Raw genomic sequence first — 19,266 nt, 5'->3', positions numbered from 1 at the left:
CGCGTCCCTCCGCGGCGGCCGCGGTCGCCCGTTCGTAGGAAGCCCACGAGGGTGGAACGGTTCGCCGCGCGCCGGGAGCCCTACGGTCCGCGTATGGCCCTCCCGTCCCCCTCCGGCACCGCGTCCACCACCCCCGCGGTCCTCCCCGTGCCGCGCCCCGCCCGCCCCTGTGTCACCGAGCTGCGGCTGTCCGCCTTCGCCGGGCACCGGGGGGCCGGGGTGCCGATCGGGGCGGTGACCCTCCTCGCCGGGCCCAGCGGCAGCGGCAAGACGACCGCGCTGCGGGCGTACGAGGCGCTCGCCCGGCTCGCGGCCGGTGCGCGGCTCGGTGAGGTGTTCCCGGATCCGGCGGCCTGTGTGCCGGAGGGGACGCGGTCCGACGGCCGGCGCCGGCGGGGCTTCCGCATCGGCTGCACGGCCGACGGTCCCGCGGGCCCGGTCCGGCTCGACCTCGCCGTCCAGGCCGAACCGGACCTGCGCGTGGTGGGGGAGCGGCTGAGCGCGGGCGGTCTCGTCCTGCTGGAGACGGCCCTGCGCGATCCGGGCCGGCGCACCGTGCAGGCCGCCTGGCACACCGCCGGCCCGTCGGAGGTCACCCGCGCCCCGCTCCCCGACGACCGCCTGGGCACCGCCCTGCTCCCGCTGCGCGTGGCCGGCCGGACCGACGGGCAGCGCCGTGTCCTCGCCGCCGCCGAACAGATGCTGGTGGCCCTGCGTTCCGTCTTCGCCTGCGACCCGCGGCCCGAACGGATGCGCGGTCCCGTGCCCGCCGGCTCCGGGCGGCTGCTCGGCGGCTGCGACAACCTCGCCGACGTCGTCGGGCGCACCCGCGCGGAGTGCGCCCGACGGCACGCGCAGCTCGTCGCCGCCGTCCGGGGCGGCTGTGCCGGGCCGGTGACCGACGTGCGGGCCGAACCTCTCGGCGACGGCACGGTCCGCGCCGTGCTCGACCGCGGTACCGCCCGGCGTACCGAGCTGGCCCGCCTCGGCGACGGCGAACTGCGCTACCTGGCGCTCGCCCTGGTGCTGCTGACCGGCCCCGGCGTGCTGGACGTGGACCCGCCCGGCGAGGTGCCCGACGCGATGCGCGCCCTCACCGTCCTCGCCGACGGCTTCGACCGCGCGCTGGACGTACGCCAGCGCCGGGAACTGCTGCGGCTCGCGGTCCGCGCGGGCCGGCGCGGGCACCTCCGCTGCGTGGGGGCGGTGAGCGACGCCTCCTGGGCCGCCGGGACCGACGGCGTCACGGTGGTACACCTTGACCCGTGACAGAACACCTCGACGTGGCGAAGTTGCAGCGCAGGCTGGCCGAGTTCGCGGCCGCGCGGAACTGGCAGCCGTTCCACACCCCGAAGAACCTCGCCTCCGCGCTCAGCGTGGAGGCCTCCGAACTGGTCGAGATCTTCCAGTGGCTGACACCGGAGGAGTCGGCCCGGGTGATGGACGACCCGGACAGCGCGCACCGGGTGACGGACGAGATCGCCGACGTCCTCGCGTACCTGCTGCAACTGTGCGAGGTGCTCGGGGTCGACCCCCTCGCGGCGCTGGACGCGAAGATCGACCGCAACGAGGGCAGGTTCCCGGCGCCGTGAGGCGGGGCCGCGGGGCCGTGAGGCCGCGGGGCGACGCCACAGGAGCACGATCATCCGCTATCACTCTCCGGAGTTGTTCGGACGATCGAAACCGATTTGTTGTCCACAGATTTCCGTCTTCCTCTGGCTTTTCGTCCCACAGACCCTCACTCTGGGTAGTGGACAATCGAGTTCGGGTGACGGATGTGCGAGGAGCACGTCCGGGACGGACGGGGGCGGCGCATGGACGCGGTGCGGCTCATCCTGACGAGCAGGCGCGCTCTCGCGAGCAGCGACGACGGGCCTCGGACCCTGACGGAGGTGTGGCAGGCGCAGGCCCTGGCCCAGGCGATCGGCAGTCGCCTCGCCGTCTCCGGACCGCCCGAACTGCGCGGTGAGGCACTGGGGTTGACCGAGCTGGCGGGCCGGGGCTGCGGGGTGCTGGACGCGCCGGTCCTGGACCCCGGGGACCTGCGGGCCGCCCAGCTCACCGAGTTGGACGACGCCCGCGAGGCGCTGCTCTGCCTCGGCGGTCTGCTCGGCGAGGTCGGCATCGCGCTCGTCGGCCTCGCCAGCGCGGCGGACGGAGAGGGCACGTACTGGCAGTGCATGGAGGCCATCGACGCGGCGGACGAGGCCCGGGACCGGGTCATGGAGATGCTGCGGAAACTGGCGGCGCGGGAGGGGGCGCTCCCGGAGCGGTGACGCCCCGTCCGGGCGCGGGCTGCGCGGGCGGGGGACCGGTGGGGGGCGACGGGTCGTCGTCCGGAGTGCAGGACGGGACCGGTGGGGGCGACCGGTCGTCCGGAGTGCAGGATGGGGGCATGGACCTCCGCATCTTCACCGAGCCCCAGCAGGGGGCGACGTACGACACCCTCCTCACCGTGGCGAAGGCCACCGAGGAGCTCGGCTTCGACGCCTTCTTCCGCTCCGACCACTACCTCAAGATGGGCGACGTGGACGGCCTGCCCGGCCCCACCGACGCCTGGATCACCCTCGCCGGCCTCGCCCGGGAGACCAAGCGCATCCGCCTCGGCACGCTGATGACCGCCGCCACCTTCCGGCTGCCCGGCGTCCTCGCGATCCAGGTCGCGCAGGTGGACCAGATGTCCGGCGGCCGCGTCGAGCTCGGCCTGGGCGCGGGCTGGTTCGGGGAGGAGCACACGGCGTACGGCATCCCCTTCCCGAAGGAGAAGTTCGGCCGCCTGGAGGAGCAGCTGGAGATCGTCACCGGCCTGTGGGGCACGGAGACCGGCAAGACCTTCGACTTCCAGGGCACCTACTACGAGCTGAAGGGCTCGCCCGCGCTGCCCAAGCCCGCCCAGGCGAGGATCCCGGTGCTGATCGGCGGGCACGGCGCGAGCCGCACGCCCCGCCTGGCGGCACGGTACGCCGACGAGTTCAACATGCCGTTCAGCTCGGTCGAGGACACCGAGCGGCAGTTCGGCCGGGTCCGGGCCGCCGCCGAGGCGGCCGGCCGCCCGGCCGACGCGATCACCTACTCCAACGCCCTGGTGGTCTGCGTCGGCAAGGACGACCAGGAGGTCGCCCGCCGCGCCGCCGCGATCGGCCGCGAGGTCGACGAGCTGAAGGAGAACGGCCTGGCGGGCACCCCGGGCGAGGTCGTCGACAAGATCGGCCGTTACGCCGAGGTCGGCTCCCGGCGCATCTACCTCCAGGTCCTCGACCTGCACGACCTGGACCACCTGGAGCTGATCTCCGCCCAGGTGCAGTCGCAGCTGTCGTGACGCCCGGTCCGACGGGCCGGACATCGTTGTCCGGCCCGTCGGACACCCCTCCCGCCGGGTACCGCCCGGCCCGTCACCTCGGCATCGGAAAGCTCGGGGCCGGACCCTGGAAGCGGGCGACCGGGCGGCGCGGAAAATGCCGGGTGCTCCCGCACCCTTTCTCGGTACGTTGACGGTGTGCCGCGGGCACACCACCAGCGCATTCGTGTCCCCCGACCCCTTCCTCCACCCCCTTCGCACCCTCCGTCCGGCCCCTTCCGAGCCCTTCGAGCCCTTCGAGCCCTTCGAGGCAGCCCACCGTGTTCCTGACCGTCACCACCACCGGCACCCCCGAACGCCCCGCCACCGACCTGGGCTTCCTGCTGCACAAGCATCCCGACCGGGCGCAGGCGTTCTCCACCTCCTACGGCACGGCGCACGTCCTCTACCCCGAGGCGGACACCGAGCGCTGCACGGCGGCGCTGCTGCTGGAGGTGGATCCCATGGCGCTGGTCCGGCGCGGCAAGGGGAAGGGCCGCGGCGGCGCACCCGACGCCGCCCTCGCGCAGTACGTCAACGACCGCCCGTACGCGGCCTCCTCGCTGCTCGCGGTCGCGCTCAGCGGCGTGTTCTCCAGCGCGATGCGCGGAGTCTGCGCCGCCCGGCCCGAACTGCCCGACCGGGCGCGCCCCCTGCGCGTCGAGGTGCCCGCGCTGCCCGCCCGCGGCGGCCCCGGCCTCGTACGGCGTCTGTTCGAGCCGCTCGGCTGGACGGTGACCGCCGAACCGGTCGCGCTGGACACGCGGTTCCCGGAGTGGGGCGACTCGCGGTACGTCCGTCTCGTGCTGGAGTCCGAGGCGCTGACGCTCGCCGCGGCCCTGCGCCACCTGTACGTGCTGCTGCCCGTGCTCGACGACGCCAAGCACTACTGGGTCGCCCCCGACGAGGTCGACAAGCTGCTGCGCGCCGGTGAGGGCTGGCTGCCCGGTCACCCGGAGCAGAACCTGATCACCAGCCGCTATCTGTCGCGCCGCTGGTCGCTGACCCGGCAGGCGAGGGAGCGGCTGGAACTGGTGCGGCTCGCCGAGGCCGACGACACCGAGGTCGAGGAGATCGACAACGCGGTCGCGGCGGAGGCGGAGACGGAGGAACGGCCGACCCCGCTCGCGGTGCGGCGCCGGGACGCGATCGTCGCGGCGCTCCAGGCGGCCGGAGCCGCCCGGGTGCTCGACCTCGGCTGCGGCCAGGGCCAGTTGGTGCAGGCGCTGCTGAAGGACGCCCGGTTCACGGAGATCGTCGGCCTCGACGTGTCGATGCGCGCGCTCGCCATCGCCTCCCGCCGGCTGGGGCTGGACCGCATGGGCGAGCGCCAGGCCTCCCGCGTCACCCTCCGCCAGGGGTCCCTCGCCTACACCGACGACCGGCTCAAGGGGTACGACGCCGCCGTGCTCAGCGAGGTGATCGAGCACGTCGACCTGCCCAGGCTGCCCGCCCTGGAGTACGCGGTGTTCGGCGCGGCCCGTCCGCGCACGGTCCTGGTGACCACCCCGAACGTCGAGTACAACGTCCGCTGGGAGTCTCTCCCGGCCGGTCACGTCCGGCACGGCGACCACCGCTTCGAGTGGACCCGCGAGGAGTTCCGGACCTGGGCGGAGACCGTCGCCGCGCGGCACGGCTACGACGTGCGCCACGCGCCCGTCGGACCGGACGACCCCGAGGTGGGACCGCCGACCCAGATGGCCGTGTTCACCCTGAGCACCCCGAACGACACACCGGCCCCGAAGCACACACCGGCCCAGAAGGGCACACCGGCCCAGAAGGGCACACCGCCCCAGAAGGGCACACCGCCCCAGAAGGGCACACCCGCGCAGACCGGCACACCGGACGAGAAGAAGGAGGCGGAGGCGGCATGACCGACACCCCGGCCACCACCCCGCGGCAGGGCCGCGTCCTGCCCGTCACCGACCTCTCCCTCGTCGTGCTGATCGGCGCCTCCGGCTCGGGCAAGTCCACCTTCGCCCGCCGGCACTTCCGGCCCACCGAGGTCATCTCCTCCGACTTCTGCCGAGGTCTGGTCTCCGACGACGAGAACGACCAGAGCGCCACCCGGGACGCCTTCGACGTCCTGCACTACATCGCGGGCAAGCGGCTCGCGGCCGGCCGGCGCACGGTCGTCGACGCCACCAGCGTGCAGCAGGACGCCCGCCGCCAGCTGATCGACCTGGCCAAGCGGTACGACGTGCTGCCCATAGCGATCGTGCTGGACGTGCCGGAGCAGGTGTGCGCCGAGCGCAACGCGGCCCGCGCCGACCGCGCCGACATGCCGCGCCGGGTCGTCCAGCGCCACACCCGCGAACTCCGCAGGTCCCTGCGGGGCCTGGAGCGCGAGGGCTTCCGCAAGGTGCACGTGCTGCGGGGCGTGGAGGAGATCGAGCACGCCACCGTCGTCACCGAGAAGCGCTTCAACGACCTGACCCACCTCACCGGCCCCTTCGACATCATCGGCGACGTCCACGGCTGCGCCGCCGAACTGGAGGCGCTGCTCGGCAAGCTGGGGTACGCCGACGGCGTGCACCCGGACGGCCGGCAGGCCGTCTTCGTCGGCGACCTCGTCGACCGCGGCCCCGACAGCCCCGGCGTGCTGCGCCGCGTGATGGCGATGGTCAAGTCGGGCAACGCCCTCTGCGTGCCCGGCAACCACGAGAACAAGTACGGCCGCCACCTGCGCGGCCGCGCGGTGCAGCCCACCCACGGCCTCGCCGAGACCATCGAGCAGATGGCGGGGGAGAGCGAGGAGTTCCGCGCCGAGGTGCGGGAGTTCATCGACGGACTGGTCAGCCACTACGTCCTCGACGGCGGCCGGCTCGTCGTCTGCCACGCCGGCCTGCCGGAGAAGTACCACGGCCGCACCTCCGGCCGCGTCCGCTCGCACGCCCTGTACGGCGACACCACCGGCGAGACCGACGAGTTCGGCCTGCCGGTGCGCTACCCGTGGGCGGAGGACTACCGGGGCCGCGCGGCCGTCGTCTACGGCCACACCCCCGTTCCGGAGGCGACCTGGCTGAACAACACCATCTGCCTGGACACCGGCGCCGTCTTCGGCGGCAAGCTGACCGCGCTGCGCTGGCCGGAGCGGGAACTGGTCGACGTACCGGCCGAGCGGGTCTGGTACGAGCCGGCCAGGCCGCTGCGGTCGGAGGCGCCCGGCGGGCACGACGGGCGGCCGCTGGCCCTGTCCGACGTGCACGGGCGGCGGGTCGTCGAGACCCGGCACCAGGGCCGTATCTCGATCCGCGAGGAGAACGCGGCGGCGGCCCTGGAGGTCATGAGCCGCTTCGCCGTCGACCCGCGTCTGCTGCCCTACCTCCCGCCGACCATGGCGCCGACGGCCACCAGCAGGGTGGACGGGTACCTGGAGCACCCGGCGGAGGCGTTCGCGCAGTACGCCGAGGACGGGGTGGCGCGGGTCGTGTGCGAGGAGAAGCACATGGGCTCGCGGGCGGTGGCGCTGGTGTGCCGGGACGCGGAGGCGGCCCGCAGGCGGTTCGGCGTCGACGGGCCGACCGGCTCGCTGTACACGCGGACCGGACGTCCGTTCTTCGACGACGCGTCGGTGACGGAGCGGATCCTCGACCGCGTCCGCACGGCGGTCGGCGCGGCCGGACTGTGGGACGGACTCGACACCGACTGGCTGCTGCTGGACGCCGAGTTGATGCCGTGGTCGCTGAAGGCGGCCGGGCTGCTGCGTTCGCAGTACGCGGCCGTGGGCGCCGCCTCGGGAGCCGTCTTCCCGGGCGCCCTCGCCGCACTGGAGGGCGCCGCCGCCCGCGGGGTGGACGTCGCCGGCCTCCTGGCCCGCCAGCGCGAACGGGCCGCCGACGCGGCCGCGTTCACCGAGGCCTACCGGCGCTACTGCTGGACCACGGACGGCCTCGACGGCGTCCGCCTGGCACCGTTCCAGATCCTCGCCGTCCAGGGCCGCAGCCTCGCCGGCCTGCCCCACGACGAGCAACTCGCCCTGCTGGACCGGATGGTGGAACACGACGGCACCGGGCTCCTCCGGACGACACGGCGCCTGTACGTCGACCCGGCGGACCCCGAGTCGGTGCGGGCCGGCGTCGACTGGTGGCTGGAGATGACGGGCCGCGGCGGCGAGGGCATGGTCGTCAAGCCGCTCGGCGCCGTGGTCCGCGGCGACCAGGGCCGCCTGGTCCAGCCGGGCATCAAGTGCCGGGGCCGCGAGTACCTCCGCATCATCTACGGCCCGGAGTACACCCGCCCCGACAACCTCGCCCGCCTGCGGCAGCGCTTCCTCAACCACAAGCGCTCCCTCGCGATCCGCGAGTACACCCTCGGCCTGGAGGCCCTGGACCGCCTGGCCGAGGGCGAGCCCCTGTGGCGCGTCCACGAGGCGGTGTTCGGCGTCCTGGCCCTGGAATCGGAACCGGTGGACCCAAGACTGTGACCCACCGGGCCGGGCCGGGCCAGGAGCCCAGGTCTCGGGCCAGGGGCCCAGGTCTCGGGCTTTGGCTTGGGGTTCCGGTCTCGGGCTTGGGGCCTCGGCCTCGGGCCTCGGATCCCCGCCTCGGGCTTTGGGCCAGGCCGTCGGCCCCGGCCCTCGGTCCTGCCCCCAGGTCCCAGGCCTGCGGCCACCAAGCCTTTGGACCCCGGCCCTCAGGCCCCCGGCCTTTGAAGGTGCTGGCCCTGGAGCCGGAACCGGTGGACCTGAGACTGTGCCCCACCGGCCCAGGCCTCGGGTCCGGCCCCACCCCGGGCCCCGGCCCTCGCGCCCAGGCCTTGGGCCCGCTCCCAGGTCCCCGGCCTCCGGCCCCGGCTCCTGGCCTCAGGCCCGGCCCCGGCTCCTGACCCCCGGCCACCACGGCTGCCCGGCACCTGAAAGCCTGACGGCCCGGAGCCGAAGGCTCACTCGCCTGCCGCCCTGAGGCCCGGCCCGCGGAGCCGGTGCAGCCCGCGGAGCCGGTCCTCAGCCCACCAGCCGGAGGCGCCGCTCGCACACGCCCACCCGGACCGTCTGGCCCCAGGTCAGTTCCAGGGCGTCGGTCTCCACGCCGTCCCCGAAGGCGATCAGGCGTTCGGACTCGACGGTGAGGCGGAGGTGGGCCGACGGGGCGAGTTCCCCGGCCACCAGGGAGGTCCCGGTGGCCGGGGACGGCCAGGCCTCGCGGACGAACCACAGCAGGCGTTCGTCCGTGGGCGCGGGCAGGCGCAGCCCGCCGCCCCGCTCCCGCCACACCGACCGGAGCCATCCGGTCGCCCCCGTGCCGGTCCCCACCAGCACTCCGGAGGAGGCCTGGGCCTCGACGACACCCCCGTCGCCCTCGAGGCCCAGGCGGTACCGGGCGGTCTGGTGGCCGGCCGCGCCGAGATAGATCTCGTTCAGGGCCACCAGCCGCTGCGTGTCGTCGGCGACGGCCTCGACCATGGTCAGCTCGTCCACCCGCGGGCCGGCCGCCGCGAGCGCGGCCGGCAGGAGCGCACCGGCGTCCCGCGCCCGGTGGCGGACCAGCACGCCCGGGTTGCGCCCGGGGTCGGTGTCGATGCCCACCACCGGCTGCCCGGTCAGGTACTTGGCGGCGTTCGCCACCAGCCCGTCCTGGCCGACCACGACCACCACGTCCTCGGGCCCGAACAGGAAGCGGTCCAGGTCGGCCCGCTCCACCCGCGTCTGCCGCCACGTCAGCGGAATGGCGGCGGTCACCTCGGCCAGCGCCCGCCGGGTGCCGCGGTGCCGTTCGGCCACCTCCTCGATGTCCCGGCCGCGCGAGGCGAGGAAGAAGGCGGCCTGGCCGTGCGTGCCGTGCCGGGCCACCAGTTCCTCGTACTCCGTGGTGCGGTGGACGACCACGGCCCGCGGGGCCAGGCTCACTCCCGGCCCCCGGCGCCGAGCCGGGCCAGCAGCCCGGTCAGCACGTCCGGCGAGACGGTCACGCTGTCGATGTGCGGCAGGTTCTCCGCGAGCCGGGTCCCGGTGAGGGCGTGCAGCGTGGCCACGTCGACGTCGGCGTGCACCCGCAGCCACGCCGCCTGGGCCTGGGCCCGCGCCTCGCCCACCTCGCGCGCCGCCTCCGCCTCCGCGCGGGCGAGCCGTACCGCGCGGGCCGCCTCCGACTCGGCCAGCCGCTCCGTGCGCCGGGCCTCGGCGTCGCCCAGCCGGACCTGCTTGTCGGCCTCCGCCTCGGCCAGCTTCACGGCCCGGGAGGCCTCCGCCTCCGCGAGCTTCACGGCCCGCGCCGCCTCCGCCTCCGCGAGCTTCACCGAGCGCGCGGCCTCCGCCTCCGCCAGCCGCACGGTTCGGGACGCCTCCGCGTCCGCCCGGACCCTGTCCGCGGCGGCGCTCTCCTCCGCCTCCCGCCGGGTGTTGGTGCCGCGCTGCTCGACCAGCTGCTCCTCGCGCCGAGCCAGTTCGATCTTGCTGGCGAGCTCGTTCTCGGCGATGGTCCGCTCCCGCTCGACGGCCACCGCCCGCCGCTCGTACGTCGCCCGGTCGGCCTCCTGCTGGATCTGCTCGCGGGCCGGGGTGCGCAGCGCCCGCTCCACCTCGGGCTCCGGCCGCAGCGCGACGACCCGCACGGCGACCACCTCGATGCCCGTGGCCGGCAGCCGGGGCTCGGCCGCCAGTCCCGCCGCGACGCGTTCCCGCACCGACGCCACCCCGTCCACCAGGGCCGCCGACAGCGGCGTACGGGCGAGGACGTCCAGCGCGTGCTGCTGGGCCGTCTCCGTCAGCAGGGTGCCGAGCTGCTCCAGGGGCGCGCCGCGCCAGCCGCCGGTGTCGGGGTCGATCGAGAAGTCGAGGCGGGCGGCGGCGACGGCGGGGTCGCTGACGCGGTAGGTCACCGTCGCCTGCACGGTCACGTCCTGGAAGTCCGCGGTGCGGGCGTGGAAGGTCATCGCCAGTTCCCGGTCGTCGACCGGTATCTCGGAGAGCGCGGCGGTCAGCGAGCGGTACCAGAAGCTGAGGCCCGGCCCGTCGTGCGCGAGCTTGCCGGAGCGGTGGTGGCGGATGTGGGCCGTCGGGGCGCCCCGCAGGTGGCGCCAGCCCAGGCGCCGGGTGATGTCGGCCATGAAAAGGGTCCCCCCTGGACGTCGTGCCTCGCACCGGATTTCGTCAGTACGACGATAATGGGAGGGGCTGCTTGTCGTCAAGGGGACGAAAAGCGGCGGAAGTGAGCGGATCCGCGGGGAATCGGGGCCGGCGGGGGTGAAGGCGGTCCGCGACGGCCAGGATGAAGCCATGGGATTCCATGTCGACTCCGAGGCCGGGCGGCTGCGCCGCGTCATCCTGCACCGGCCGGATCTCGAGCTCAAAAGGCTCACCCCCAGCAACAAGGACGCCCTGCTCTTCGACGACGTGCTCTGGGTGCGCCGGGCGCGCGCCGAGCACGACGGCTTCGCGGACGTGCTGCGCGACCGCGGCGTCGCCGTCCACCTCTTCGGCGATCTGCTCACCGAGGCCCTGGAGATCCCGGCGGCCCGGGAGCTCGTACTGGACCGGGTCTTCGACGAGAAGGAGTACGGGGTGCTCGCCACCGACCACCTCCGCGCCGCCTTCGAGAACCTCCCCGCGCCCGCCCTCGCGGAACTCCTGGTCGGCGGCATCACCAAGCGGGAGTTCCTGGAGGCGCACCCCGAACCGACCTCGGTCCGCTTCCATGTCATGGAACTCGACGACTTCCTCCTCGGTCCGCTGCCCAACCACCTCTTCACCCGCGACACCTCCGCCTGGATCTACGACGGCGTCTCCATCAACGCGATGCGCCGGCCCGCCCGGCGGCGCGAGACGGTCCACTTCGAGGCGATCTACCGCCACCACCCCCTCTTCCGCGACGAGGCGTTCCACCTCTGGTCCGAGGGGCAGGCCGACTACCCCTCCACCATTGAGGGCGGGGACGTGCTCGTCATCGGCGACGGCGCCGTCCTGATCGGCATGAGCGAGCGCACCACCCCCCAGGCCGTCGAGATGCTCGCCCACAAGCTGTTCGCCGCGGGCTCGGCCGAGACCATCGTGGCCCTGGACATGCCGAAGCGGCGCGCGTTCATGCACCTGGACACCGTGATGACGATGGTCGACGGGGACACCTTCACCCAGTACGCGGGCCTCGGCATGCTCCGCTCGTACACCATCGAGCCGGGCGTCGGCGAGAAGGAGCTGAAGGTCACCGACCACCCGCCGGAGCACATGCACCGCGCGATCGCGGCCGCGCTCGGCCTCAGCGAGATCCGGGTGCTGACCGCGACCCAGGACGTGCACGCCGCCGAGCGCGAGCAGTGGGACGACGGCTGCAACGTCCTGGCCGTCGAACCGGGCGTCGTCGTCGCCTACGAGCGCAACGCCACCACCAACACCCACCTGCGCAAACAGGGCATCGAGGTGATCGAGATCCCGGGCAGCGAACTGGGGCGGGGGAGGGGAGGGCCGCGCTGCATGAGCTGTCCGGTCGAGCGGGAGGCCGTATAGGTGTTCGGGTGGAGGCGGTACGGCTCCGTATATAAATGCTGAGCGTCGTATAGACTTCCAAGGGTCCCTGTCACTGCACCTCATGCACCGCACCTCTGGAGCGCCCCATGGCGACAGTCCCGACCGCCCTCGCCGGCCGCCACTTCCTCAAGGAGCTGGACTTCACCCAGGAGGAGTTCCGCGGCCTGATCGAGCTGGCCGCCGAACTGAAGGCCGCGAAGAAGGCCGGGACCGAGGTCCAGCACCTGCGCGGCAAGAACATCGCCCTCGTCTTCGAGAAGACCTCCACGCGCACCCGCTGCGCGTTCGAGGTCGCCGCCGCCGACCAGGGCGCCTCCACCACCTACCTCGACCCCGTGGGCTCCCAGATCGGCCACAAGGAGTCGGTGAAGGACACCGCGCGGGTCCTCGGCCGGATGTTCGACGGCATCGAGTACCGCGGCGACAGCCAGCACAAGGTCGAGGAGCTGGCCGCCCACGCGGGCGTGCCCGTCTTCAACGGCCTCACCGACGACTGGCACCCCACGCAGATGCTCGCCGACGTGCTGACGATGACCGAGCACTGCGCCAAGCCGCTGTCCGACACGGCCTTCGCCTACCTCGGCGACGCCCGCTTCAACATGGGCAACTCCTACCTGATCACCGGCGCCCTGCTCGGCATGGACGTGCGGATCGTCGCCCCCAAGACCTACTGGCCCGCCCAGGAGATCGTCGACCGGGCCCATGAGCTCGCCGCGGCCACCGGCGCCCGCGTCACCCTCACCGAGTCGCTGGAGGAGGGCGTGCGCGGCGCCGACTTCGTGGCCACCGACGTGTGGGTGTCGATGGGCGAGCCCAAGGAGGTCTGGGACGAGCGGATCGCCGCCCTCGCCCCGTACGCGGTGACGATGGACGTCCTGCGCGCCACCGGCAACCCGGACGTGAAGTTCCTGCACTGTCTGCCGGCCTTCCACGACCTGGGCACCAAGGTCGGCCGCGAGATCCACGAGAGCCACGGCCTGGACTCCCTGGAGGTGACGGACGAGGTCTTCGAGTCGGCCCACTCGGTCGTCTTCGACGAGGCGGAGAACCGGCTGCACACCATCAAGGCCGTCCTCGTGGCGACCCTGGCCTGACCGCACCCCCCCGCACGACGCCCGTCGCCGGGCCTCATGCTGTCCACCTGCTGTCCGGCGGCCCGGAGCCATCCCTTCCGAGGCCGCCGCGCGACCGGATCCGGTCGCACCCCCGCACCACCAGAAACGAGCACCACCCGCATGCCCCGCATCAAGTCCCCCGCCCTCCTGGTGGCCGCGTCCGGCGCCGACCGTGAGGGCCACGGCCTGCGCCGAACGATGGGCCTCTTCCAGCTGGTCTGCTTCGGCGTCGGCGCGATCGTCGGCACCGGCATCTTCGTCGGCCTGTCCGACTCGGTCGCCCAGGCAGGTCCGGCCGTCGTCGTCTCCTTCGTCCTGGCCGCGATCACCTGCGTCTTCACCGCGTTCGCGTTCGCCGAGCTGGCCGGCGCCATCCCGGTCTCCGGCTCCTCGTACTCCTTCGCCTACGCGAGCCTCGGCGAGAGCACCGCCTTCGTCGTCGGCTGGTGCCTGCTCCTGGAGTACGGCGTCTCGGTGTCCGCCGTCGCCGTCGGCTGGAGCCAGTACGTCAACGAGCTGCTCGACAGTCTCACCGGCCACCAGCTGCCCGCCGCCCTGTCCGCCGGCCCCGGCGACGGGGGAGCGGTGAACCTGCCCGCCGTCCTCGTCATCGCCATGGCCGCCGTCCTGCTGGTGCGCGGAGTGCGCGAGAGCGCCCGGGCCACCGCCGCCATGGCGGTCCTCAAGATCGCCATCCTCGTCGTCTTCTGCGCGATCGGCCTCAGCGCCTTCCGGGACGGCAACCTCACCCCGTTCACCCCGGCCGGCCTCGGCGGCATCGGCGCCGGCACCACCGCCGCCTTCTTCTCCTACATCGGCTTCGACGCGATCACCACGGCCGGCGAGGAGGCCAGGAACCCCCGCCGGGACGTGCCCGTGGCGATCCTCGTCTGCATGGGCGTGGTCACCCTGCTGTACTGCGCGGTCGCGCTCGCCGCGATCGGCGCCGTCGGCGGCGACGAGGTCGGCGGCCGTCCCGCCGCCCTGTCGTACGTGGTCGACAAGGTCACCGGCTCCTCCGTCGGCGGCGGGATCGTCGCCTTCGGCGCGGTCGTCGCCATCGCGTCCGTGGTCCTCGCGGTGATGTACGGCCAGACCCGCATCCTGCTGGCCATGGCCCGGGACGGACTCGTGCCGCGCGTCTTCGAGAGGGTCTCGCCCCGCACCGCCACGCCGGTCGCCGGCACGCTGATCGTCGCGGTCGTCTTCGCGCTCCCGGCGGCCTTCGCCTCCCTGGACGCCGTGATGAACCTGTGCACCATCGGCACCCTGGCCATCATGGCCGTCGTCAACATCGCGGTCATCGCCCTGCGCCGCCGGGAGCCCGACCTGGCCCGCACCTTCCGCGTACCGCTGTTCCCGCTGCTGCCCCTGCTCGGCGTCGGCTGCTGCCTGTACCTGATGTACGAGACGGGCTGGGCGACCTGGGTGCAGTTCGCCCTGTTCCTTGCGGCGGGTCTCGTGCTGTACGCCCTCTACGGGCGCCGCCACTCCAGGCTGTCGCGGGTCACGCGGGACGCGGACGCCGCTGTGGCGGAACCGCAGCCAGTCTGAACCACACCGCCTTGCCCCGTGCGGTGGGGCGGTGGCCGCAGGACGAGCTCAGGGCGCGGATCAGCAGCAGACCGCGCCCGTGCTCCTGCCAGGGGTCGGGCTCCCCGCCGCGGGGGCGGGTGAGGTCGCCGGGCGGGACCGGGTCGGGGTCGTGCACCTCGACCTGGCAGCCGGCCGGCAGCAGCTGCACCACCAGCTCGATCGGGTCGTCCCCGGCGGTGTGCTCCACGGCGTTCGCCACCAGCTCGGCGGTGAGCAGCTCCGCCGTGTCGCTGTCCGCCCCGTGCTCCAGCCCGGCCAGGGCCGTACGGACCAGGGCGCGGGCCACCGGCACGGCCGCGGCGGAGTGCGGCAGCGCGATGCGCCAGGAGGCGGGCGGGGCGGGGTGTTCGTGCACGGCGGGTCCGTTCATGGCGCAGGTTCCTGTGCTCGACATCAGGCGGTCCTGCTTTCGGCTCGGGGAATGGTACGGCGGGCCTCCCGCCGAGGCGCGCGGCGGTCGCCGTCCGGGACCGCCGGCCGCGTCACCGGTCGGCCTACCCGGCTCAACGGCCCCGCTCGCGCCCCCGATCCCGCTGTTGCCGGGCTGTCGAGGACCGGTGACGGCTGTGACGCGAACAGGTCAGACGGTGACTCCCCGGTGGCCTACCCGCCCCCTCTATCGCGTACTCCTGACGACAGTCACGCATGAGTGATAATTTCGAGGTGACCGCTCGTCGAGGAGGCCGCCCTCATGAGTCCCTTCACCGGCTCCGCCGCCCGCACCCCCGACTGGCACCACCTCCGCGTCCGCCACGCCGACGGCGTGGCCACCGTCACCCTCGCCCGCCCGGAGAGACTCAACGCGCTCACCTTCGGCGCCTACGCCGACCTGCGCGACCTGCTCGCCGAACTCTCCCGCGAGCGTTCCGTGCGCGCCCTGGTGCTGGCCGGCGAGGGACGCGGCTTCTGCTCCGGCGGCGACGTCGAGGAGATCATCGGCGCCACCCTGGCCCTGGACACCGCCCAGCTCCTCGACTTCAACCGGATGACCGGGCAGGTCGTGCGGGCCGTCCGGGAGTGCCCGTTCCCGGTGATCGCGGCCGTCCACGGCGCGGCCGCGGGCGCCGGCGCCGTCCTCGCCCTGGCCGCGGACTTCCGCGTCGCGGACCCCACCGCCCGCTTCGCGTTCCTCTTCACCCGCGTCGGCCTCTCCGGCGGCGACATGGGCGCCGCCTACCTGCTGCCCCGGGTGGTGGGCCTCGGACACGCCACCCGGCTGCTCATGCTCGGCGAACCGGTGCGCGCCCCCGAGGCCGAGCGGATCGGCCTGATCAGCGAACTGGCCGAGGACGGCGGCGCGGACGCGGCCGCACAACGCCTGGCCCGCCGCCTGGCCGCCGGCCCGGCCCTCGCGTACGCGCAGACGAAGGCCCTGCTGACGGCCGAACTGGACATGCCGCTGGCGGCGGCGGTGGAACTGGACGCGGCCACCCAGGCCCTGCTGATGAACGGGGAGGACTACGCGGAGTTCCACGCGGCGTTCACGGAGAAGAGGGCGCCGAAGTGGCAGGGGCGGTGAGGCCCGACCGACGGCACCAGCCGGCCGACGCGAGGACGCCGGCCCCAGGGGCGCGGGGCCGCCTCGACACCCGGCTCCGCCACGGGGCGCGGCCGGCCCCCACCGGCCCGCACCCGCGCGAGGAGACGGACGGCCCCCGACGCGTCGCGGTCATCGGCGGCGGCCCCGCCGGCCTCTACGCCGCCGCCCTGCTGAAACGCCGGGACCCCGGCCGCGAGGTCACCCTCTGGGAACGCAACGCCCCCGACGACACCTTCGGCTTCGGCGTCGTCCTCTCCGACGACACCCTCGGCGGCATCGAACACGCCGACCCGGTGGTCCACGAGGCCCTGCGCGAGCACGTCGTCCACTGGGACGCCGTCGACATCGTGCACCGGGGCGTCCGCCACACCTCCGGCGGCCACGGCTTCGCCGCCCTCGGCAGGCAGCGGCTGCTGCGGATCCTGCACGACCGCTGCCGTTCCCTCGGCGTCGACCTGCGCTTCCGCGCCGAGGCACCGCATCCGGCGCGGCTCGTGGACGCGTACGACCTCGTCGTCGCCGCCGACGGGGTGCACAGCACCACCCGCGAGGCGTACGCCCAGGTGTTCCGGCCCCACGGGGTCGGCCACCGGTGCCGCTACCTCTGGCTGGCCGCCGACGTCGCCTTCGACGCCTTCCGCTTCGAGACGGCCGAGACCCAGCACGGCGTGATGCAACTGCACGGCTACCCGTACGGGGCCGACGCCTCGACGGTGATCGTCGAGATGCGCGAGGAGGTCTGGCGCGCGGCCGGCTTCGCGGAACTCGGCGAGCGGGAGTCCGCCGAGCGCTGCGCCGGGATCTTCGCGGACGCGCTCGGCGGCCGGCCGCTGAGGTCCCACCGGTCCGCGTGGACCACCTTCCGCACGGTGGTCAACGAGCGCTGGTCGCACGGCAACCTCGTCCTGCTGGGCGACGCCGCCCACACCGCCCACTTCTCCATCGGCTCCGGCACCAAGCTCGCCGTCGAGGACGCCCTCGCCCTGGCCGCCTGCCTGGACGGACAGCCGTCCCTGGAGCGGGCGCTGGCCGCCTACGAGGAGGAGCGCCGGCCCGTCGTCGCCTCCACCCAGCGGGCCGCCCGGGCCAGCCTGGAGTGGTTCGAGGACCTCGCCCTGTACGTGGACCAGCCGCCCCGCCGGTTCGCCTTCAACCTGCTCACCCGCAGCCGCCGCGTCACCCACGGCAACCTGCGGCTGCGCGACCCCCGCTTCACCGGCGCGGTGGAGCGGGAGGCCGGCTGCGCGCCCGGCACGCCCCCGATGTTCACGCCGTTCCGGCTGCGCGGCCTGACCCTGCGCAACCGCGTCGTCGTCTCCCCGATGGACATGTACTCGGCGACGGACGGCCTGCCCGGCGACTTCCACCTCGTCCACCTCGGCTCCCGGGCCCTCGGCGGGGCCGGCCTGGTGATGACCGAGATGGTGTGCGTGTCCCCCGAGGGGCGCATCACCCCCGGCTGCACCGGCCTGTACACCGGCCGGCAGGCCGAGGCGTGGCGGCGGATCACCGAGTTCGTGCACACGCGGGCGCCGGGCACCGCGATCGGCGTCCAGCTCGGCCACTGCGGGCGCAAGGGCTCCACCCGGCCGATGTGGGAGGGCATGGACGAACCGCTGCCCGACGGCAACTGGCCGCTCGTGGCCGCCTCCCCGCTGCCGTACAAGCCGGGCGGCCGGCTGCCCCGGGAGCTCGGCCGAGCGGAACTGACGGATCTGCGCGAGCAGTTCGCGGCCGCCGCCCGGCGGGCCGCGCGGGCCGGCTTCGACCTGCTCGAACTGCACTGCGCGCACGGCTACCTGCTGTCCGGCTTCCTCTCGCCGCTGGCCAACCGCCGTGACGACGCCTACGGCGGCTCGCTCGCGCGGCGGCTGCGCTTCCCGCTGGAGGTGTTCGACGCCGTCCGGGCCGAGTGGCCCGAGGAGCGGCCCATGACGGTGCGGATCTCCGCCACCGACTGGGCCGAGGGCGGCACGACGGCCGAGGACGCCGTCGGGATCGCCCGCGCCTTCGCCGCGCACGGCGCCGACGCCATCGACGTCTCCACCGGGCAGGTCGTCGCCGAGGAGGCGCCGGAGTTCGGGCGGTCGTACCAGACGCCGTTCGCGGACCGGATCCGCAACGCGGTCGGCGTCCCGGTGATCGCGGTCGGCGCGATCTCCTCCTGGGACGACGTCAACTCGCTGGTCCTGGCCGGGCGTGCGGACCTGTGCGCCCTGGGCCGCCCGCACCTGTACGACCCGCACTGGACGCTGCACGCCGCCGCCGAACAGGGCTACGACGGCCCCGGTGTCGTCTGGCCGGCGCCGTACCGGGCGGGCAGCCGCCCGCCGCGCACCGGCCGCGCGGACGCGCCCGGACCCCGTCCGACGCCGGGGAGCTGACTTCTCAGGAGGTCGCGGGCACCCCGGCGAACTCCGCGCCCGCGTCCCGCAGCCGCTCGTGCAGCCCCCGGAACACGGCCGCCGAGCGCGCGCCGGGCCAGTCGTCGGGAAGCAGGCGGGCGGGCAGGCCGGGGTCCGCGTAGGGCAGGTGGCGCCAGGAGTCGAGGGCCAGGAGGTAGTCGCGGTAGGCCTCTTCGGGAGGGGTGTCCGCGCGCGCCTCCCAAGCGCGCAGTACGTGTTCGTGCCGGTCCAGGAAGTCCTCGTGCTGCTTGGCCACGGCCGCCAGGTCCCACCAGCGGGCCACGGCCTCGACGGTCGGCGCGAAGCCCAGGTGCTCGCCGCGGAAGAGGTCCACGTACGGGTCGAGGCGCAGCCGCCGCAGCGTGTTGCGGGTCTCCTCGTACAGGCGGGCCGGCGCGATCCACACGCCGGGGGCGGCCGTACCGAAGCCCAGACCGGCCAGCCGGGACCGCAGGACGTGCCGCTTCTGCCGCTCGGACTCCGGCACGGAGAACACCGCCAGTACCCAGCCCTCGTCGCCGTGCGGCGCGGTGGCGTAGATCCGCCGGTCGCCGTCGTCCAGCAACTGCCGCGCCTCCTCGGACAGTTCGTAGCCGGCCGCGTTCTGCGCGGTGCGGGCCGGCAGAAGCAGTCCGCGGCGCTTCAGCCGGGAGACCGAGGAGCGCACGGAGGGCGCGTCGACGCCGACCGCGGCGAGCAGCCGGATCAGCTCGGCGACGGGCACCGGGCCCGGCGTGAAGCGGCCGTACGCGCCGTAGAGCGTGACGATGAGAGACCGAGGTGCAGGCTGGTCGGACACGTTGATCATCTTA

The 19,266-nt window shown here is 74.2% G+C and carries 15 protein-coding genes; 11 read left to right on the top strand and 4 right to left on the bottom strand.

The window, feature by feature from the left end:
* The first annotated feature begins 93 nt into the window (after window positions 1-93).
* The 6 genes from ACZ3KJ_RS21945 to ACZ3KJ_RS21920 all read left to right on the top strand — a co-directional run bounded on the left by ACZ3KJ_RS21945 (window position 94) and on the right by ACZ3KJ_RS21920 (window position 7,763).
* The gene (locus ACZ3KJ_RS21945; RefSeq protein ID WP_467529253.1) at window positions 94-1,269 is read left to right on the top strand and encodes an AAA family ATPase; all 1,176 of its coding nucleotides are present in this window, start codon (window positions 94-96) and stop codon (window positions 1,267-1,269) included.
* The gene (locus ACZ3KJ_RS21940; protein WP_467529252.1) at window positions 1,266-1,592 is read left to right on the top strand and encodes a nucleotide pyrophosphohydrolase; all 327 of its coding nucleotides are present in this window, start codon (window positions 1,266-1,268) and stop codon (window positions 1,590-1,592) included. The genes ACZ3KJ_RS21945 and ACZ3KJ_RS21940 overlap by 4 nt, the downstream gene beginning before the upstream one ends.
* 222 nt (window positions 1,593-1,814) lie before the next feature.
* Window positions 1,815-2,276 (top strand): DUF6099 family protein, encoded by a 462-nt coding sequence (locus tag ACZ3KJ_RS21935; protein WP_467529250.1) that lies wholly within the window; start codon window positions 1,815-1,817, stop codon window positions 2,274-2,276.
* 119 nt (window positions 2,277-2,395) lie between these two features.
* The gene (locus ACZ3KJ_RS21930; protein ID WP_389515575.1) at window positions 2,396-3,319 is read left to right on the top strand and encodes an LLM class F420-dependent oxidoreductase; all 924 of its coding nucleotides are present in this window, start codon (window positions 2,396-2,398) and stop codon (window positions 3,317-3,319) included.
* A 299-nt stretch (window positions 3,320-3,618) separates the two neighbouring features.
* Window positions 3,619-5,211, top strand: coding sequence for a 3' terminal RNA ribose 2'-O-methyltransferase Hen1 (locus tag ACZ3KJ_RS21925; RefSeq protein WP_467529248.1), 1,593 nt, complete (start codon window positions 3,619-3,621; stop codon window positions 5,209-5,211).
* Window positions 5,208-7,763: a polynucleotide kinase-phosphatase gene (locus ACZ3KJ_RS21920; protein WP_467529246.1), complete on the top strand. Its 2,556-nt coding sequence runs from the start codon at window positions 5,208-5,210 to the stop codon at window positions 7,761-7,763. The genes ACZ3KJ_RS21925 and ACZ3KJ_RS21920 overlap by 4 nt, the downstream gene beginning before the upstream one ends.
* Before the next feature lie 519 nt (window positions 7,764-8,282).
* Here the strand turns inward: ACZ3KJ_RS21920 and ACZ3KJ_RS21915 are convergent.
* Both ACZ3KJ_RS21915 and ACZ3KJ_RS21910 read right to left on the bottom strand, forming a co-directional pair.
* Window positions 8,283-9,185, bottom strand: a complete 903-nt coding sequence (locus ACZ3KJ_RS21915) for a hypothetical protein (protein WP_467529244.1) — start codon at window positions 9,183-9,185, stop codon at window positions 8,283-8,285.
* Window positions 9,182-10,384 (bottom strand): SPFH domain-containing protein, encoded by a 1,203-nt coding sequence (locus ACZ3KJ_RS21910; protein ID WP_467529242.1) that lies wholly within the window; start codon window positions 10,382-10,384, stop codon window positions 9,182-9,184. The genes ACZ3KJ_RS21915 and ACZ3KJ_RS21910 overlap by 4 nt, the downstream gene beginning before the upstream one ends.
* Window positions 10,385-10,553: 169 nt before the next feature.
* Between ACZ3KJ_RS21910 and ACZ3KJ_RS21905 the strand changes: the two genes are divergently transcribed.
* The 3 genes from ACZ3KJ_RS21905 to ACZ3KJ_RS21895 all read left to right on the top strand — a co-directional run bounded on the left by ACZ3KJ_RS21905 (window position 10,554) and on the right by ACZ3KJ_RS21895 (window position 14,467).
* A complete protein-coding gene (locus ACZ3KJ_RS21905) occupies window positions 10,554-11,777 on the top strand; it encodes an arginine deiminase (RefSeq protein WP_467529240.1) in 1,224 nt (407 codons plus the stop codon).
* Between the two features lie 107 nt (window positions 11,778-11,884).
* The gene (gene argF, locus ACZ3KJ_RS21900) at window positions 11,885-12,892 is read left to right on the top strand and encodes an ornithine carbamoyltransferase (protein WP_467529238.1); all 1,008 of its coding nucleotides are present in this window, start codon (window positions 11,885-11,887) and stop codon (window positions 12,890-12,892) included.
* Between the two features lie 141 nt (window positions 12,893-13,033).
* On the top strand, window positions 13,034-14,467 hold the full coding sequence (locus tag ACZ3KJ_RS21895) for an amino acid permease (protein WP_467529236.1): 1,434 nt from the start codon (window positions 13,034-13,036) through the stop codon (window positions 14,465-14,467).
* Here the strand turns inward: ACZ3KJ_RS21895 and ACZ3KJ_RS21890 are convergent.
* Window positions 14,421-14,879 carry an ATP-binding protein gene (locus ACZ3KJ_RS21890; protein WP_467529235.1) on the bottom strand — a complete coding sequence of 153 codons (459 nt, stop codon included), beginning with the start codon at window positions 14,877-14,879 and terminating at the stop codon, window positions 14,421-14,423. The two genes, ACZ3KJ_RS21895 and ACZ3KJ_RS21890, sit on opposite strands and share 47 nt — an antisense overlap.
* A 321-nt stretch (window positions 14,880-15,200) precedes the next feature.
* Here ACZ3KJ_RS21890 and ACZ3KJ_RS21885 point away from each other — a divergent pair, with 321 nt between their 5' ends.
* Both ACZ3KJ_RS21885 and ACZ3KJ_RS21880 read left to right on the top strand, forming a co-directional pair.
* Entirely contained in the window at window positions 15,201-16,028 is an 828-nt protein-coding gene (locus ACZ3KJ_RS21885) for an enoyl-CoA hydratase family protein (protein ID WP_467529234.1), read from the top strand.
* A complete protein-coding gene (locus tag ACZ3KJ_RS21880) occupies window positions 16,025-18,433 on the top strand; it encodes a bifunctional salicylyl-CoA 5-hydroxylase/oxidoreductase (protein ID WP_467529232.1) in 2,409 nt (802 codons plus the stop codon). The genes ACZ3KJ_RS21885 and ACZ3KJ_RS21880 overlap by 4 nt, the downstream gene beginning before the upstream one ends.
* Window positions 18,434-18,437: 4 nt before the next feature.
* On the opposite strand, the gene ACZ3KJ_RS21875 is transcribed toward ACZ3KJ_RS21880, so the two are convergent.
* Window positions 18,438-19,262, bottom strand: coding sequence for a PaaX family transcriptional regulator (locus ACZ3KJ_RS21875; protein WP_467529230.1), 825 nt, complete (start codon window positions 19,260-19,262; stop codon window positions 18,438-18,440).
* Window positions 19,263-19,266 lie beyond the last annotated feature (4 nt).

The organism is Streptomyces sp. NPDC003248 (genome assembly GCF_055563235.1).
This window is presented reverse-complemented; position numbering and strand designations above follow the sequence as displayed.

Coding starts and splice junctions, on each gene's coding strand:
- ACZ3KJ_RS21930 (WP_389515575.1), top strand. CDS start 2,396: ATGGACCTCCGCATCTTCACCGAGCCCCAGCAGGGGGCGACGTACGAC.
- ACZ3KJ_RS21875 (WP_467529230.1), bottom strand. CDS start 19,262: ATGATCAACGTGTCCGACCAGCCTGCACCTCGGTCTCTCATCGTCACG.
- ACZ3KJ_RS21885 (WP_467529234.1), top strand. CDS start 15,201: ATGAGTCCCTTCACCGGCTCCGCCGCCCGCACCCCCGACTGGCACCAC.
- ACZ3KJ_RS21910 (WP_467529242.1), bottom strand. CDS start 10,384: ATGGCCGACATCACCCGGCGCCTGGGCTGGCGCCACCTGCGGGGCGCC.
- ACZ3KJ_RS21935 (WP_467529250.1), top strand. CDS start 1,815: ATGGACGCGGTGCGGCTCATCCTGACGAGCAGGCGCGCTCTCGCGAGC.
- ACZ3KJ_RS21890 (WP_467529235.1), bottom strand. CDS start 14,879: ATGAACGGACCCGCCGTGCACGAACACCCCGCCCCGCCCGCCTCCTGG.
- ACZ3KJ_RS21920 (WP_467529246.1), top strand. CDS start 5,208: ATGACCGACACCCCGGCCACCACCCCGCGGCAGGGCCGCGTCCTGCCC.
- ACZ3KJ_RS21895 (WP_467529236.1), top strand. CDS start 13,034: ATGCCCCGCATCAAGTCCCCCGCCCTCCTGGTGGCCGCGTCCGGCGCC.
- argF (WP_467529238.1), top strand. CDS start 11,885: ATGGCGACAGTCCCGACCGCCCTCGCCGGCCGCCACTTCCTCAAGGAG.
- ACZ3KJ_RS21905 (WP_467529240.1), top strand. CDS start 10,554: ATGGGATTCCATGTCGACTCCGAGGCCGGGCGGCTGCGCCGCGTCATC.
- ACZ3KJ_RS21945 (WP_467529253.1), top strand. CDS start 94: ATGGCCCTCCCGTCCCCCTCCGGCACCGCGTCCACCACCCCCGCGGTC.